Source organism: Microbacterium jejuense, assembly GCF_039544225.1.
Lineage (GTDB): Bacteria > Actinomycetota > Actinomycetes > Actinomycetales > Microbacteriaceae > Microbacterium > Microbacterium jejuense.
In genome coordinates this window covers 258310-273289 of record NZ_BAABLG010000004.1, presented here as the reverse complement: position 1 = coordinate 273289, position 14980 = coordinate 258310, and the positions used below count along the sequence as shown (strand labels likewise).

The following is a 14980-nucleotide window of genomic DNA, read 5'->3' as shown; positions in this document are numbered from 1 at the left end:
CCAACAACGCCTGGCAGATATGAGAGATGTGATTCCTGAATGATCGAGCCCTACCGACTGCGAGTGAACGCGCGTGCTGAGCCGCGCGAGGTCGACCACCGGCATCCCGAATTCTCGTGGGCGCTGCGTGGCGACCGCGCGGGCCAGCGGCCCGTGAGCCGACGTGTGGTCGTGCGTTCCGCCGGCGGCGAAGTGTGGGACTCGGGAGTACAGGCAGAGGCGGGGACGGGGACCCTCGTCGTCTACGACGGTCCCCGCCTCACGCCCGACACCACGTTCGCCTGGCGTGTCGAGGTGCGCGACGACGACGGCAGCCTCGGGGCGGCGGAGTCGACGTTCGAGACCGGGGTCGCCGACTGGGGCCCATCGGTCTGGATCGGGCGCGACCCCGAGCCGAACGGGGCGGTGGATGCGACCGATCGTGACAGCGACGACCCGGTGCGGCCGTCGCTGCGGACGATGAACCTCGAGCCGCCGCTGCAGCTGCGACGAGGGTTCGACATCGCGTCGGAGCCCGTCCGGGCACGGCTGTCGATCACGGCCCGTGGACTCGTCGTCCCGTACGTGAACGGTGCACGGGTGAGCGGCGACGAGCTGCTGCCGGGGTGGACGGACTACGACACCCGGATCCAGTACCGCACGTTCGACGTGACCGCGCTGCTGCGGGCAGGTGCCAACGTGCTCGCGGCCGAGGTCGGCGAGGGGTGGTGGTCGGGCTTCGTCGGCTTCGACCACCGCCATCACGCGCACCACTACGGCACGGCGCCGCAGCTGCTCGCCCGGCTCGTCATCGACGGGACGGACGGCAGCCGCACGATCGTCGGCACCGACGACTCGTGGCGCGAGCACGCCGGCCTCCGCCGCTGGGCCGACCTGCTGATGGGGGAGTACATCGACCGCCGGCACGAGACGCCGGGGTGGACGGGCGGCGGATTCGACGATGTGCACTGGCGTGCGGCGAAGGTGCTGGACCGTGAGCCAGGGCCACTGGTTGGGCAGATCGACGAACCCGTCCGCGCGGTGGACGAACTGGCGCCGGTCTCGATCGACCGCTCGCCGACCCGCACCGTGATCGACTTCGGTCAGAACCTCGTCGGCCGGCTGCGCCTGCCGGCGACTCCCGATCACCCGGTTCGGGTGCGACACGCCGAGGTCCTGGATGCCGACGGCGAGGTGTACACCGACAACCTGCGGTCGGCCGAGGCGACCGACATCCTCCGAACCACGACCCCCACCGAACCGCTGTTCACCTTCCACGGGTTCCGGTACGCCGAACTCACCGGCGCGGACGTCGACGCCGCTGAGGCCCGCGCGGTGGTGCTGTCCTCCGATGTCGAGTGGACAGGCGAGGTCACGACGTCGTCTGCCTTCCTCAACAGGCTCATCGACAACATCCGCTGGGGGCAGCGAGGCAACTTCGTTTCGGTGCCCACCGACTGCCCGCAACGCGACGAGCGGCTGGGGTGGACCGCCGACATGCAGGTGTTCGCCCCCACGGCGACGCTCAACGCCGACCTCCAAGCGCTGCTGCGACGCTGGCTCGCCGACCTCGTGGCGGCGCAGCTGCCCAACGGCTCGGTGCCGGATGTGATCCCGCGATCGCCCGGGACGACGCTGTTCGACTACGGCGCTCCCGGGTGGGGCGATGCGATCGTGCTCGTGCCGTGGACGATGTACCGCACCTACGGCGACGTCGACGTACTCCGAACGATGTTCGAGCCGATCCGTCGATGGCTGGACTACGTCGCCGATCGCAATCCCGACGGCATCTGGCGCAGCGGCCGCGGCAACGACTACGGCGACTGGCTGTCGGTCGACGAGCACACGCCGAAAGAGGTCGTCGCGACGGCCTACCACGCGTACGCCACCGAGGTCGGGGCGCGGATCGCGGCCGTCATCGGTGAGATGGATGCCGCTACCGAGCTGTCGGATCGCGCGACTCGCATCAGAGCGGCGTTCGTCGACGCCTTCATCCCGGATGATCGCGTCGAAGGCGACTCGCAGACCGGATACCTCATGACCTTGGCATGGGATCTCGCTCCCGAGTCGGTGCGGCCGGCCCTGTTCGAGCGGCTCGTCGCGAAGATCGAGGCTCGAGGAGCGCGCCTCACGACCGGGTTCCACGGCGTCGCGCTGCTGTGCCCGACGCTCAGCAGATTCGGGCGGCCGGATCTCGCCTATGACCTGCTGTTCCAGCGCGACTTCCCGTCGTGGGGCTTCTCGATCGACAACGGGGCCACGACGATCTGGGAGCGCTGGGACGGCTGGACCCCTGAGGGCGGGTTTCAGACGCCCGAGATGAACTCCTTCAACCACTACTCGTTGGGCTCCGTGGGGGAGTGGATCTACTCCGATGTCGCAGGTATCGCACAGTCTGCGGCATCCATCGCCTTCTCCGATGTCATCGTCGCCCCGCGGATCGACCCGCGCCTGGAATGGGTGCAGGGGCGGCTGCAGACCGTCCGCGGCGAGATCCGCACGCGCTGGGAGCGTGAAGGAGACGAGATCGTGCTGACGGTCTCGCTGCCGCCCGGTGTTTCGGGTACGGCCCGACTCGGCGATGTGGTGCAGACGCTCGTGTCTGGGCAGACGGTCGTGCGGGCCGTCGCTGCAGTACTGCCCCTGTGAGTGAGGCGGGGCGGGCGGATGTGGTCGCCCGAGCGGCGACCGCGGCGATGGTGTTCTTCCGTACCGGGCGGGAGCAGCTGTTCCTCGCACTGTCGGACGATGCGCTCGACCCGGGGCGCGCACCGACGTTTCGCGCGGTCCGGCGCGGCGAGCCCGTCTATGCGCCGTCTGCCGGGACGATCCGCGACCCCGCGCTGTCGCCCCATCGCCTCGGCGACGGGTACTGGTACGTGCTGCACACGCGGTTGAGCGGGGAAGGCGTGTCGTACAACTCGGCGACCGGTCCCGTACTCGGGTTCCTCCGTTCGCGCAATCTGGTCGACTGGGAGCCCGTAGGGACGGGGATGCTGGCGGTCGGCGCGGTGCGGTTCACCCACTGCTGGGCGCCGAAGTGGTTCGTCGACCGGGATGACGGCATCCATGTCATCTTCTCGGCGGCGACCGGGCCTGATCACGCCCCCACGCCCTTCGGCTTCTTCGAGATGCATCCGCTGACCGACGACCCTGCGGGAGCCTGGTCGCCGCCCCGCCCGCTCACGGGTCGTCTGCCGGTAGACCGGCTCGATGCGTACCTGGTGCGCGAGGATGACGGCCGCTATGCGTGCGTGTACAAGAACCGCGTCACGCACACCCTCGAGCTCGCGCACGCCCCGGCACTGCACGGGCCCTACGCGGTGACGGCGGCCTGGGATCACTGGGGTCTGCAAGAGGGGCCGGTGCTGCTGCGGCTCGCGGACCGGCGCTGGCGGTTGTTCTTCGACTGGCCCGATAACACCCCCGAGAACTACCGCTTCGCCGACTCGACCGGCCGCGATCTGGCGGCGACGCGCTGGCTCGGTCCGCGCGGGGAGTGGGGACTCGTGGATGCCGGCGGCCAGGAGCTGCGCCATGGCACGATCGTCGCGCTCGAGGCCGACGATGCCGCCGTCGTGCGCGACGCAATCGCGGCGAGCGACTCAGTCGGCGGGCAGCCGAGCTAGCCAGGCCGCCGCGAGCTCGGGCCATGCCGCGGCAGCGGTGCCCGCGGCGAGACCGATACCGTGCACATCGCCCGGGAACACGTGGACCTCGTGCGGCACGCCCGCCGCCGCGAACGCCGAGCCGAGCCGGTAGGCGTGCTCGGCGGGCACGACGGGGTCGGCGTCGGTGTGCCAGGTGAAGACGGGCGGGGAGTCGGGCCGCACGAGATTCTCGAGTGACACCAGCGCGGCGACGTCGTCGTCCACCTCGCCCAGCAGGGTGGTGCGCGAGCTGACGTGCGGACGGGTCACCATGCTCACCACCGGGTAGCAGAGCAGCGCGAAGTCCGGTCGCTGGGCGGGCGCGGAGTCGGGCGCGAGGGCGGCGTGGCCGGCAAGATGTCCGCCCGCCGAGAAACCGAGTACGCCCACGCGCCGAGCGCCCGCCGCACGAGCTGCCTGCACCTCGCGTCGCACGGCATCGAGGGGTTCGGGATGCTGCGTCTTCACCGGATAGCGGACGACACGGGCATCCCATCCCAGGCTCTCGAGCCACTCGGCGACCGGCTCGGCCTCGTGCGGGGCGTGCCACTGGTAGGCGCCCCCCGGAAGGACGAGCACGGTTCCGAGCGTTGCGTTCACGGCCTGCCTCTTGGGTGTGGGGAAACGTTTCCTCGATCCTACTGGAGGTGACCCGGCGGTAGCGTCCTGATCAAGCGCACCCGCCTGTTCGCTGCCCTGCGGGACGAGCGCCGCATCGACGCGGTCGAGGAGTTCATCCCGGTCGCCGTCGACCGCGGCAGGAGCGCGCGGCAGCGTAAGAATCCACGGGCGCTCGCGCCTCCGTCGTCGAGCCTCTAGCTGTCGTCGGACTCGGAGAGTTCTTTGACCTTGACGACGAGTGCTTGCCACATCGCCTCGGAGTGCCGGGCCGCCTCGGGGGTGTCGTTGTTGTCCTGGGTGAGCGTGAGATGCGTCGCTGTTGCTGCCCTTGTGAGGGTGAACGTGAGCGTGTGGCGATTCTCCGGGGTGTCGGGCTTTCCGGAGAGAGGGCTGTAGTGCGTGAACTTCAGCAATTGCTCGGGAACGACTTCCAGCACTTCGCCCCTGTCCTGATAGGGCTTGCCCTCCCACACGCCGCTCCAGGTCGCCTGGCTACCCGGGATCCAGTCGGTGCTGACGTGAGCGCCGAACCAAACCTCCTGCAAGTGCTCCGGCTCGGTCAGTACGGCCCAGACTCGCGCCGGGGACGCGTGAACGTCGGCCTCTGCCACTGCCACGTGATCCGTCATTGCAACTCCATCCCTGTGCGCATCCCTGACCTCATCAACGAAGCTAGTGCGGGCACTGATCCAGCGCTTGCAGTTTCGCGACAACCTTGCAGCACGTCTCGCTGCTCCCCGCGTCCCTGCGCGACATCTCGGTGGTCGTGGCAGAAGAAGAGGACGAGCCGTCCACGAAGGACCGGTGCGGGAACTGATCTGAGCTCGGCGAGAGGACTGTCGTGGCTTCACGTCTGTCGCCGCCGCCGATCAGCCGACTGCTCGCTGGACCCGGACTAGAGGGCCATGCTCAACACGATCCGCCGCGAACCGTTCGCGGGCTGATGATCTTCGACACGGTGCATCCCGATCTTCTCTGCCACTCGCTCGGAGGCGCGGTTGTCCGGATGGATGATCGCGACCAGTTCCCGCGCCCCGACGTGTTCGCGCGCGAAGTCGCGGCACGCCGCCGCGGCCTCGGACGCGAAGCCCTGCCCCTGCCGCTGTGTGCCGACGTGGTACCCCACCTCGAGCTTCTTGACTGCGTTGACCGGCTGCCAGGTGAGTCCGCAGTCTCCGACGAACTCGCCGTCGTGCGTCTCGATGATCCAGAGTCCGTAGCCGTGCTCTGCGTAGTTGCGCTGGTTCCACTCGATCCAAGCGGCGGCCTGATCGCGCGTCTTCGGCGCGGGGTAGAACTGCATCAGTTCGGGATCGCCCAGCAGGCCCGCCATCGCGTCGATGTCGGCCGGCAGCATCTCGCGAAAGCGAAGTCTTGCGGTGTCAGGGGGAAGCACCTCAGCAACATAGCGGACGCGCACGAGCTCGATCGCCTGACGGTCGTTCACCGAAACGATGCGGAAACGTGCGGCGCTTATCGTGCAGTGGCATGGAGCAGGACCGCAGCGGATCGTCCCCCACGGAGGCGTCACCACCCTCGACGGGATCAGCCGGAGCGTCGTTGGCGGGCACTGGTGCGGACCTGTCGGGCCATCAATCAGGCGAGCGGGCGCGTCCGGAACTGACGAGTCGATCACAGCTAAGACGCTGAACGCAGCATCCCGTGCGGCCTCACGGACCGCGGCCAAACCATTTCCTGATCGGCGCCTGCGTCCACCGGTTCCACGACTTCCGGCATGCGGCTCACATCATGAGGCGTCGACATGAGTTGGGATTGCTCTGAGGCCCGGCTGCTCAGTTCTGCAGCGGAGGGCGGCGTTTCAACTGATCAGGTCCCCAGTCCGAGGAAGTAGACGTAGCTGAGGACGCTGGCGACTCCAATGCCGACCCATCCGAGCGCGATGGCCCTTGATCGGCCAGGACGGCGAGCGCGAGGGCCAGCTCGGCGAATGGATATCACTCCGAAGACGATGGCAGCTGCGGCAATGGTCCACGCAAGACCGAGCCCGACGTAGTTGCTCACCGTCACCGTTGCGCTCCAGCGAGGGTCGTCGGCCCCCGTGGTCGCGATGGAGAGCCAGATAGGCACTAGCGCCGCGGGCACGAGCAGAGACGCCGCCGCCGCGATCACGCTCACGATCCCGTAGATGGCGGAGACCCGGTCGGAACCCGTGCCCTCACTCGTCATGCGCTGAGTGTTCCACAGCGAAGTCTTCGTTGCCCTGATCCGTGCTGCCAGCCGGAGTCGGACACGCAGCCGCGCCGGCGACGAGTGCACGCAGCGATCCGGGCGTCGAGAGAGTGGACGCGACGGCGGGAGTCGAACCCGCAACGCTCCCGGGTATGAACCGGTGCCCGGGACCGCCCGGATCGCCGCGATGGACCCACGCTAACCCGCGCCGCCCTTCCGCGCCATGAGCGTGAACGATGGTTTCACTATGCGTCCCGATGTGACGGGGACGCGACGCGCGTAGCGTGACGAGCGTGACCGGGTTCGACACCCCGGTGGGCTGGCGCGAGTCCTGGGGACTGTGATCGCGGGCCCACATCGACCGACGGTCGAGGCGTTTCGTCTCGCTCGTTCCTCACTTGCTCAGCTGCAGGGGAAGGATGGGTCCCTCGCGATTGGTCGGTTCGGCCAGAATGTGACCTGGACGCGACTGTGTCCGAATCGCTGAGGGGAGCGAATCCATGACCGACGTCACCGATCACAGCAATCAGGCCGCGCGCTACACCGCCGAGCAGCAGAAGGTCATCGCCATCGTGCGAGCGCTCGAAGGCACACCGTTGTGGACCACTTACGGTGACCTCGCGACCGCGGTCTACGGATCGGCCTCCGGCGCGCGCGGGGTTGCCAGCCTGCTCATGCCGTTCCCGCCGTCCGACCGATTCAACGCCCACGTACGGATGCAGGACGGCACGATGGCGAACAACGTCACCACCGTCTCGGAAGACGTGAACGCGCACTGGGGCGAGGAGTGGAAGCGCTGGGCGAAAGAGGACGGGATGCTGCTCACCTCGAAGGGGACGGCGCTCGCGACCCAGCGCGCGACGCCGCAGCAGCTGCGCGATCTGGTCGACGGTGACCACGGCGCCGACTGAGACCGCGTTTCGTCTCGCTTCGCCGGCTTCGGCCGGGGGATCAGCCGCCCAGCGCCTCCTCCGCCGCCCGCCGTCCCTCCGCGATGAGCCGCGGCACGTCCCGCATCGTCCACTGCGCCATGCGCTCCATCTCGGGCTGGATCAGCACCACTGTGGGGTCGGCGACGAGCGCGCTGATCTTCGTGGTCGAGCGCATCATGCGGGCGTTCTCCCACTTGGCGTGCAGGTGCACGACGATGACGCGCTCGGCGCCCAGTTCGCGCGCCGCGGCGTGCGGCACGTTGTCGACCATCCCGCCGTCGGCGAGCACTCTGCCGTCGAGACGGACGGGAGGGAGGATGCCGGGCACGGCCACCGATGCGCGCAGCGCGGCGCTCAGCGGGCCCCTGTCGATCGTGACGGCGCGACGCGTGCGCAGGTCGGTCGCGACCGCGCCGAAGTGACGCGGAAGGTCTTCGATGCGCGGGTCTTCACCCAGCAGGCCGTGGATCGAGTCCGTCACGACCCGCGTATCCAGCAGCCCCCACCGCGGCTGAAAGCTCCACCGCGCGATGCGTGCCCACCGGAACCGGAGCGCGATCTTCTCGATCGCCTCACCGTCCAGGCCGGCCGCATAGGCGGACCCGACGAGTGCCCCCGAGCTCGTGCCCGTGACGATGCCGGGGCGGACGCCGCGCTGTTCGAGCACCTGCAGCACGCCCACGTGAGCGGCGCCGAACGCTCCGCCGCCGCTCAGTGTCAGCCCGAGGCGCAGGTCGTCGCCCGGCAGCGCGTTCTCACGTGGCATGCCGCGAACGTACCACCGGGGGAGTGGATGCCGGTGGCCCTGCTGACCGGCGGCCAGGACGTTTCGTCGCGCGCGGGCCCGCACTGCGCCCGGATGCCTGAGCGGCGCCCATTATTGTGAGTGACAGTTCGCGTGCGTCCGCTGGGGGCGCGGCACAGCAGGAACGAGGGAGTGGGCCTGTGCGGAGACACCGTGCTCGTCTCGCAGATGTGGCCGAAGCGGCCGGCGTTTCGACGGCTACCGCTTCGAAGGCGATCAACGGCCGTGGTCGCATCAGCGCCGCCACGCGCGAGAAGGTGCTCGAGAGCGCTCGGGAGCTGGGGTTCATCGCCACCAGCGGCCCCGGCCGACGCGCCTTCACGACGGTCGGTGTGCTCGCCACCGACCTCAACGGCCGGTTCGCTCTGCCGATCCTCAACGGCCTCGAAGACACACTGGGTTCGGAGCAGTCCGCGGTGTTCCTGTGCAACGCCCGCGGCGACGACCTGCGTGAGCGGCACCAGCTGGAGGCGCTGCTCGACCGTCGCGTGAGTGGCATCGTCGTGATCGGGCGCCCCGAAGAGCGTGACCCCGTCGGGCAGGATCTGCCGGTGCCGGTGGTGTACGTGCACACACGCTCGCGCGACCCGCGTGACACGTCGCTGGTCGTCGACAACGCGCAGGGCGCCCGCCTGCAGATCGAGCACCTGGTCGACTCCGGCCGCACGCGCATCGGGCGCATCGGCGGGCCGGCTGCTGAACTGATCGTCGGCGAGCGGCGTGTCGGTGAAGCGGAGGCGCTGAGCGCCCGCGGCCTCGACCTGACGGCGGCCGCAGGATCAGGGTTGTGGCGATCGGCGTGGGGGCGGTCGGCCACCGCACGTCTGCTCGAAGAGCACCCGGACCTCGACGCGATCGCCTGCGACTCCGACGAGATCGCACTCGGTGTCATCGATCAGCTGAAGGCGCAGTCGCGGCGGATCCCCGACGACATCGCCGTGGTCGGGTTCGGAAACTACGAGGCGATCGCCACGAACTCCGACCCGCAGATCACGAGCGTCGACATGAACCTCGAGCTGCTCGGCCGCAAGGCGGCACGGGTGCTGCACGACGCGATGGAGGGCGAGCCGCTCGAACCGGGCGTGACGGCGCTGCCGTGCGAGCTCGTCGCGCGCGCGTCGACGACGTCCGGTCTCTGACTCCGTGCGCGCAGGCGTCGATCCTTGACGCTCGCGATTCGCGCGCGATACGTTCTGGTTATTCGGTTCGCAAAATATTTCCCAGCGAACGACCGCGCAGACGTACAGAGGAGTACGAGTCATGCAGAGTTACCGAAGGACACCCCCGCCCACCCGTCGACGGCGCACCGCGCTGTCGGTGCTCACGGTCATCGGCCTCGGCGTCGCGGCGCTCACGGCCCCCGCACCGGCGGCGACGGCGGCATACGACCAGCTGCCGGCATTCCCGGGCGCCGAAGGATTCGGATACGCGGCCAAGGGTGGCCGGGGAGGGGAGGTCTACCACGTCACCAGCCGCGAACTCGAGGGTGAGGGCACCTTTCACGACGCGTTGACGACGGTCGGCGACACTCCCCGCACGATCGTGTTCGACATCTCGGGCGACCTGGTGATCCCGCAGATCATCGTCAAGAACGCGGCCGACATCACGATCGCCGGTCAGACCGCCCCGGGCGACGGCGTGACGATCACCGGGAACACGATCCGCTTCATCGACAGCCACGACATCGTGATCCGCGACATGCGCTTCCGCATGGGCGCACAGGAGGACTTCGCCGACGACGCGATGTACCTCGAGGACTGCCAGAACGTGATCATCGACCACTCGTCGTTCTCCTGGGCGACCGACGAAGTGCTGTCGATCAAGAGCAAGGACTACGAGCACCCCCGTTCGAAGAACATCACGGTGCAGTGGTCGATCATGTCGGAGGGGCTGCTCACCCACTCGATGGGCGGACTCGTCGAGATGAACACCATCACGATGCACCACAACATCTACGCCCATAACAACGACCGCAACCCCAAGGCCAAGGGCGTCATGGACTTCGTGAACAACGTCGTTTACAACTGGGGCCAGTATCCGTTCGTCGCCGGCGGCGAGTCCGCGACGAAGGGGTACGGCAACGTCGTCGGCAACTACTTCATCGCGGGAGCGAACTCCGAAGACCCCGAGCATGCCGTGGTGCGCGGAAACGAGAACTACCAGGTGTACCTCGACGGCAACCTCATCGACAGCGACAAGGACGCGGTGCGCGACGGCATCGATGTCGGTGCGGGCCTGATCGAGGCCGCACGGCCGGCGCAGCAGGTCGCCGAACGCTTCGAGTACCCGCCGGTGCATACGCAGAGCGCCGCAGACGCGTACGAGCTCACCCTCGACAATGCGGGTGCCTCCGTCTTCCGCGACGCCGTCGATGCACGGGTCGTCGACGAGATCCGCACTCAGACGGGAGCGATCATCGGGGACGAGACGGACGTCGGCGGCTACCCGGTGCTCGAACCGGGCACCACACCGACAGACACCGACCGCGACGGGATGCCCGACGCGTGGGAGCGCGCGAACAAGCTCGACGCCGCCGACCCAGACGACCGCAACGGCGACGCCGACGGAGACGGCTATACGAATCTCGAGGAGTACCTCAACGAGCTGGCCGCCCCGAGCTTTCCCGAGGACTACCCGCTGGCCCCGATCGAGTGGTCGGGCACCGCATTCGACCCGCCCGTCGACTCCGGCGACGGGGACGGCTCGGCGAGCATCCCGGCCGCACTGAACGGCGAGGTGATCCGCGGCACCGTCGTCCACGACAACAGCAGCGCAGGGGTCGCGAACACCGCGCTGTGGTCGCTCCAGCAGAACCTGCAGGTCGGTGACTACGTGGCCGGCGATCGGATGTCGGGCAGCAAGGTGTACCGCTTCACCGAGCTGCCCGCGGAATTGCGGGGACAGGAGTGGATCCGCACCGCGGTGGCATCGCGCAGTTCGACCAGTGGCGACCTGCTCTCGTTCCACCTCGCCGCCGACGCAGATGTGTACGTCGCACTCGACCATCGCATCACCACGCCGCCGGCATGGGTGTCCGACGATTTCGCGGCCACCGGAGAGACCGTCGCCGACGACTCCGGCAACGAGTGGACGCTCTACAGGGGCTCGTTCCCCGCGGGCGCGAACGTCGTCACGGGCGCGAACGGCGCCACCTCGTACATGAACTACTTCGTGATCGCCGCGCCGACAGCGACCGACACCGCCGCTCCGTCGGCAGCGCCGACGGAGATCACGGCGCAGGCCGACGGCACGGCCACGGCCACGGTGTCGTGGCAGGGCGTGGCCGAGGCATCCCGCTATCTCATCTCACGGTCGTCGTCCCTCGACGCCGACGCGAAGATCGTGGGTGCGACCGCCGATACGACATTCGCCGATTCCGGGGTAGAGGCCGGCGCGGTGTACACGTACACCGTCACCGCCGTCAACGCGGGCGGCGCGTCGGATGCTTCAGCCGCAGCGACGGTGTTCGTGAAGGATGCCGCACAGCAGCCCGCAGGAACGCCGACGCACCTCGTCGCCACCGCCCACAGCTACTCCGTCGACCTCTCGTGGACTTCCGTCGAAGGAGCGACCGGCTACGCCGTCTATCGCACCGCGGGCGGCGATCCCGAACGCGTCGCGTACACGACCGCACCGGCGTTCACCGACACCACCGTAGCGCCGGGTACCGCGTACGAATACACCGTGAACTCGCTGTCGCCGGGGGGCGAATCGGCGGCCTCGGCGGCTGCGAACGCCGCCACGGGTGCGCCGCTGGATCCCGCATCGATGCCCGCCGGCCTCGCGAGCCGCGACGACGTCGCGTTCGGGCTCACGTGGCACGCCGTGGACACCGCACAGGAGTACCGCGTCTATCGACAGGCCGACGGCGACAGCGGGTTCACGCTCGTCGCGACCACGACCGAGACCGGGTACGAAGACCCCGACCACAGCGCGACGGTCGCCGGCTACACCTACGCGGTGACCGCGGCCAACGAACTGGGCGAGTCGGAGCGCAGTGCGTCGGTGCGCATCGCCACTCCCGTGCCGAACGCTCCGGTGGATCTGCAGGTCGGGCGCCAGGGAGCCGGCTTCACCGGACTCATCTGGACACCGCAGGGCGGGGCGTCTGTCTACCGTGTCCTCCGCTCCGAGAACGGCGGGGCGCCCGTCGAGGTCGCCACCGCGAAGGTCGACACGGCCTATGACCGCACCGCCGAACCCGACACCGAGTACACCTATGTGGTGGTCGCGACGAACGTCGCAGGTGAATCGCAGCCGTCGGCGTCGATCACGGTCCGCACGCTGCCTGCCGGGTGGAAGGCGGACACCGCCTACGGCAAGGGCGATCGCGTCTCTTACGGCGACCGTGCCTTCACCGCCCTGTGGTGGACGAAGGACCAGACGCCGGGCGCGGCCGACGGCGCCTGGGCAGAGGAGGGCCGGATCATCCAGACCGAAGCCGGGCCCGTGGCGGCGTGGACCCCGACGTGGGTCTACACGGCGGGTGACACCGTCGCCTCTCGGGGGCACGTCTGGACGGCGAAGTGGTGGACGCGCGGGGATGCCCCGGGCACCACGGCATCGTCGCCATGGCGCGACGGCGGCGCGTACTGACCACGACCCACGTGTGAAGGGCTCGGCGCCTTGCGCCGAGCCCTTCATGCGTGGGCTGCTGCATGGGAGACGGGATGCCGTCGGCCCGCGAGCGGGAAGCCCGGCTTACAGTGCGATGGGGAAGCCTTCGAGCTCGACGGTCCAGGCATCCGGGAATCCATCACCCGATTCCTGCTGACGGCGCGCCATCAGCGCGACCGCCGCGAGGATGCCGCCGTTGCCCGGCAGATACAGCGGGAGCGAGTCGACCTGGTAGTAGTGGCCGTTGCGCAGCATGGTGTTCTTGGCCGTCGGGTCGAGGAGCGCGTCGACCGCCCAGTCCGGTTCGCCCAGTCGCGCGGCGGTCATCGCCATCATCGGGTAGTCCCAGCCCCACGTCGACTGCCAGTCCCAGTCGCCGAGCACGTCACGATATGTCTCACGCATGGTCGCGGGGTCGATGAGCCCGACGTCGGGGAGGATGCCCCACGCGCCGAGCATCGACGGATGGTCTTCGCGGATCGTGAACGGCTCGACGTCGACCGCCGTGTAGACGCCGTCGCGCACATGCGGTGCGGCGATGCCATCGGCCACCGCGGCCCAGCGCTCTTCGGGGGCAAGGCCGAGCCGTTCCCGCCAGGCGGTCGCGGTCCGCAGCGCCCAGCGCCAGTACGCGAGCTCGAACGTGGGGTTCGATATGCGTGCGCGGTCGGGGGCGTAGCGCTCCTGGGCGGGGACGAGTGGCGGCCCGAGGGTGAATCCCGGTTCGCCGGGCCGAGCGTAGTCGGCCATGAAGTCGGCGGTGGCCTCGACGATCTCGGCGAAGTCGGCGAGCACGCCGGCGTCGCCGGTGGCCCGCCACACGAGGTCGGCGAGGGCGATCGGGTGCGGCTGCTGCCAGATGAGCTGCACGCCGATGGTGCTGGGAGTCTCACGGAACGCAGAGCCGAGCTGCTTGGGCCAGCGGGCGCCGCGGTATCCCTGGGCGGCAGCGGTCGAACGAGCCAGCGGCAGCGCCTGCCGGTACCAGTCGAGACTGCGGCGCAGCAGCTCCGGCCGCCCCCACATCGGGAAGTGCGCCGCGTGCCACCAGTGCATCTCGAGGTGGAATTTGCCGCGCCATGAGTTGCACATGAGACCGGTCTCTTGCGGCGGCAGCGAACCCGAGCTGTGCACGGCGGTGAGGAACTGTGACAGCACGACGCGGCGTTCCAGTTCGCGGGCGCGTTCGTCCGGCCCGTCGAGCGCGACGGCGGATCCCGACTCCCAGAAGCGCCGCCAATGCTGCTCAGCGATCCGCACCGTCTCGGCGGCGCTCACCGGAGGACCGTCGGCACGGGTGGCGCGGTTGGACAGCAGCACCATGTCACCCGACCCGTCGGTGGTGAACTCGATCGTCAAGTCGATGTCAGGACCGGTGGGCCGAAGGACGAGGCGGTGCGGCCGGTCGAGTGTGAGGGTGACGTCGGCGGCGCGGATGTCGAGCCGGTAGCGGGACCCGTCGAGTTCGCGCTCGATGACCCATCCGCCGTCGACGGACGAGACGACGGTGCGATGCGCGCCGGGGGATGACCAGTCCGCGGCATTGTGCCAGTCGCTCGATCCGTAGGGGAACGCGATCGCGACCGCGAGGCCCGCGTCGCGCGCGCGGCCGACGCGCACAGCGAGCAGGTCGCGGTCGGGATGGACCGCGGTCTCGACCGCCACGGCCGCGTCGCGTCGCGTGAACTCGCTGTGGAGGACGCCGGTGAAGAGGTCGAGCGTCTGCATCGGAGCAGTGATCCCGGTCATGTCGAGCCCCGCGCCGGAGTCGTCGACGAAGCCGATGCGGGCGAGGTCGATGCGGTGGGGGTTGGCTCGGAACCACGTCGTCGCCGCCGACCCGGGATGCGGGGGCTTGAACTCCTCGAGGTACGGAACGCTGCGCCCGTCGATGTCGTAACGGCGGGTCGTCTCGTCGAGGCTGTACTCGCGCTCGCCGGGGATCGAGTGCCACGCCCACTGCGCCTGGGTGCCCAGCATCGTGCCGGGCTCGTCGCGGTCGGGCTCGTGGCCGCGCCGCGCGACCGGATAGAAGTCGGGGAACGTCTGGAGCCCGGTCAGGTCGGCGGTGAACGCGAACTCGCCGTTGCCCACCGAGACCGGCGTGCGCGGGTCGAACTCGGTCTGCGTCACGTTGTGGCGTCGCACGAGCGCGCGTCGATCGATGCGATCCGAGATCATGGGGA

The 14980-nt window shown here is 69.2% G+C and carries 11 protein-coding genes and 1 tRNA gene; 5 read left to right on the top strand and 7 right to left on the bottom strand.

The features are described from left to right. Positions 1 to 39 precede the first annotated feature (39 nt). Both ABEA46_RS08830 and ABEA46_RS08825 read left to right on the top strand, forming a co-directional pair. Complete coding sequence (locus tag ABEA46_RS08830) at positions 40 to 2628, top strand: alpha-L-rhamnosidase (RefSeq protein ID WP_486346776.1); 2589 nt, start codon at positions 40 to 42, stop codon at positions 2626 to 2628. Between the two features lie 20 nt (positions 2629 to 2648). Beyond that, positions 2649 to 3608 (top strand): glycoside hydrolase family protein, encoded by a 960-nt coding sequence (locus ABEA46_RS08825; protein WP_345544064.1) that lies wholly within the window; start codon positions 2649 to 2651, stop codon positions 3606 to 3608. Here the strand turns inward: ABEA46_RS08825 and ABEA46_RS08820 are convergent. From ABEA46_RS08820 to ABEA46_RS08800, 5 genes are all read right to left on the bottom strand, one after another. Next, the gene (locus ABEA46_RS08820) at positions 3585 to 4229 is read right to left on the bottom strand and encodes an alpha/beta hydrolase (RefSeq protein WP_345544063.1); all 645 of its coding nucleotides are present in this window, start codon (positions 4227 to 4229) and stop codon (positions 3585 to 3587) included. The genes ABEA46_RS08825 and ABEA46_RS08820 overlap by 24 nt on opposite strands. 215 nt (positions 4230 to 4444) lie before the next feature. After that, on the bottom strand, positions 4445 to 4879 hold the full coding sequence (locus ABEA46_RS08815) for an SRPBCC family protein (protein WP_345544062.1): 435 nt from the start codon (positions 4877 to 4879) through the stop codon (positions 4445 to 4447). A 266-nt stretch (positions 4880 to 5145) separates the two neighbouring features. Further along, entirely contained in the window at positions 5146 to 5646 is a 501-nt protein-coding gene (locus ABEA46_RS08810; protein WP_345544241.1) for a GNAT family N-acetyltransferase, read from the bottom strand. A 431-nt stretch (positions 5647 to 6077) separates the two neighbouring features. Next, positions 6078 to 6437: a hypothetical protein gene (locus ABEA46_RS08805; RefSeq protein WP_345544061.1), complete on the bottom strand. Its 360-nt coding sequence runs from the start codon at positions 6435 to 6437 to the stop codon at positions 6078 to 6080. Between the two features lie 114 nt (positions 6438 to 6551). Continuing rightward, a tRNA-Met gene (locus ABEA46_RS08800) sits at positions 6552 to 6627 on the bottom strand. 313 nt (positions 6628 to 6940) lie between these two features. Between ABEA46_RS08800 and ABEA46_RS08795 the strand changes: the two genes are divergently transcribed. Further along, positions 6941 to 7351, top strand: a complete 411-nt coding sequence (locus ABEA46_RS08795) for a hypothetical protein (protein WP_345544060.1) — start codon at positions 6941 to 6943, stop codon at positions 7349 to 7351. A gap of 40 nt (positions 7352 to 7391) precedes the next feature. On the opposite strand, the gene ABEA46_RS08790 is transcribed toward ABEA46_RS08795, so the two are convergent. Beyond that, the gene (locus ABEA46_RS08790) at positions 7392 to 8138 is read right to left on the bottom strand and encodes a patatin-like phospholipase family protein (RefSeq protein ID WP_345544059.1); all 747 of its coding nucleotides are present in this window, start codon (positions 8136 to 8138) and stop codon (positions 7392 to 7394) included. Positions 8139 to 8347: 209 nt separating this feature from the next. On the opposite strand from ABEA46_RS08790, the gene ABEA46_RS08785 reads away from it, so the two are divergent. Then, positions 8348 to 9316, top strand: coding sequence for a LacI family DNA-binding transcriptional regulator (locus ABEA46_RS08785; protein ID WP_345544058.1), 969 nt, complete (start codon positions 8348 to 8350; stop codon positions 9314 to 9316). A 121-nt stretch (positions 9317 to 9437) separates the two neighbouring features. Then, positions 9438 to 12773, top strand: coding sequence for a carbohydrate-binding protein (locus tag ABEA46_RS08780; RefSeq protein WP_345544057.1), 3336 nt, complete (start codon positions 9438 to 9440; stop codon positions 12771 to 12773). 105 nt (positions 12774 to 12878) lie between these two features. Here the strand turns inward: ABEA46_RS08780 and ABEA46_RS08775 are convergent, their stop codons facing one another. Continuing rightward, on the bottom strand, positions 12879 to 14975 hold the full coding sequence (locus ABEA46_RS08775) for a hypothetical protein (protein ID WP_345544056.1): 2097 nt from the start codon (positions 14973 to 14975) through the stop codon (positions 12879 to 12881). Positions 14976 to 14980: the final 5 nt, after the last annotated feature.

Bases quoted from the DNA above. Each gene is read 5' to 3' on its own strand.
- ABEA46_RS08830 (WP_486346776.1), top strand. From the start codon at position 40: ATGATCGAGCCCTACCGACTGCGAGTGAACGCGCGTGCTGAGCCGCGC.
- ABEA46_RS08780 (WP_345544057.1), top strand. From the start codon at position 9,438: ATGCAGAGTTACCGAAGGACACCCCCGCCCACCCGTCGACGGCGCACC.
- ABEA46_RS08815 (WP_345544062.1), bottom strand. From the start codon at position 4,879: ATGACGGATCACGTGGCAGTGGCAGAGGCCGACGTTCACGCGTCCCCG.
- ABEA46_RS08775 (WP_345544056.1), bottom strand. From the start codon at position 14,975: ATGATCTCGGATCGCATCGATCGACGCGCGCTCGTGCGACGCCACAAC.
- ABEA46_RS08805 (WP_345544061.1), bottom strand. From the start codon at position 6,437: ATGACGAGTGAGGGCACGGGTTCCGACCGGGTCTCCGCCATCTACGGG.
- ABEA46_RS08795 (WP_345544060.1), top strand. From the start codon at position 6,941: ATGACCGACGTCACCGATCACAGCAATCAGGCCGCGCGCTACACCGCC.
- ABEA46_RS08790 (WP_345544059.1), bottom strand. From the start codon at position 8,138: ATGCCACGTGAGAACGCGCTGCCGGGCGACGACCTGCGCCTCGGGCTG.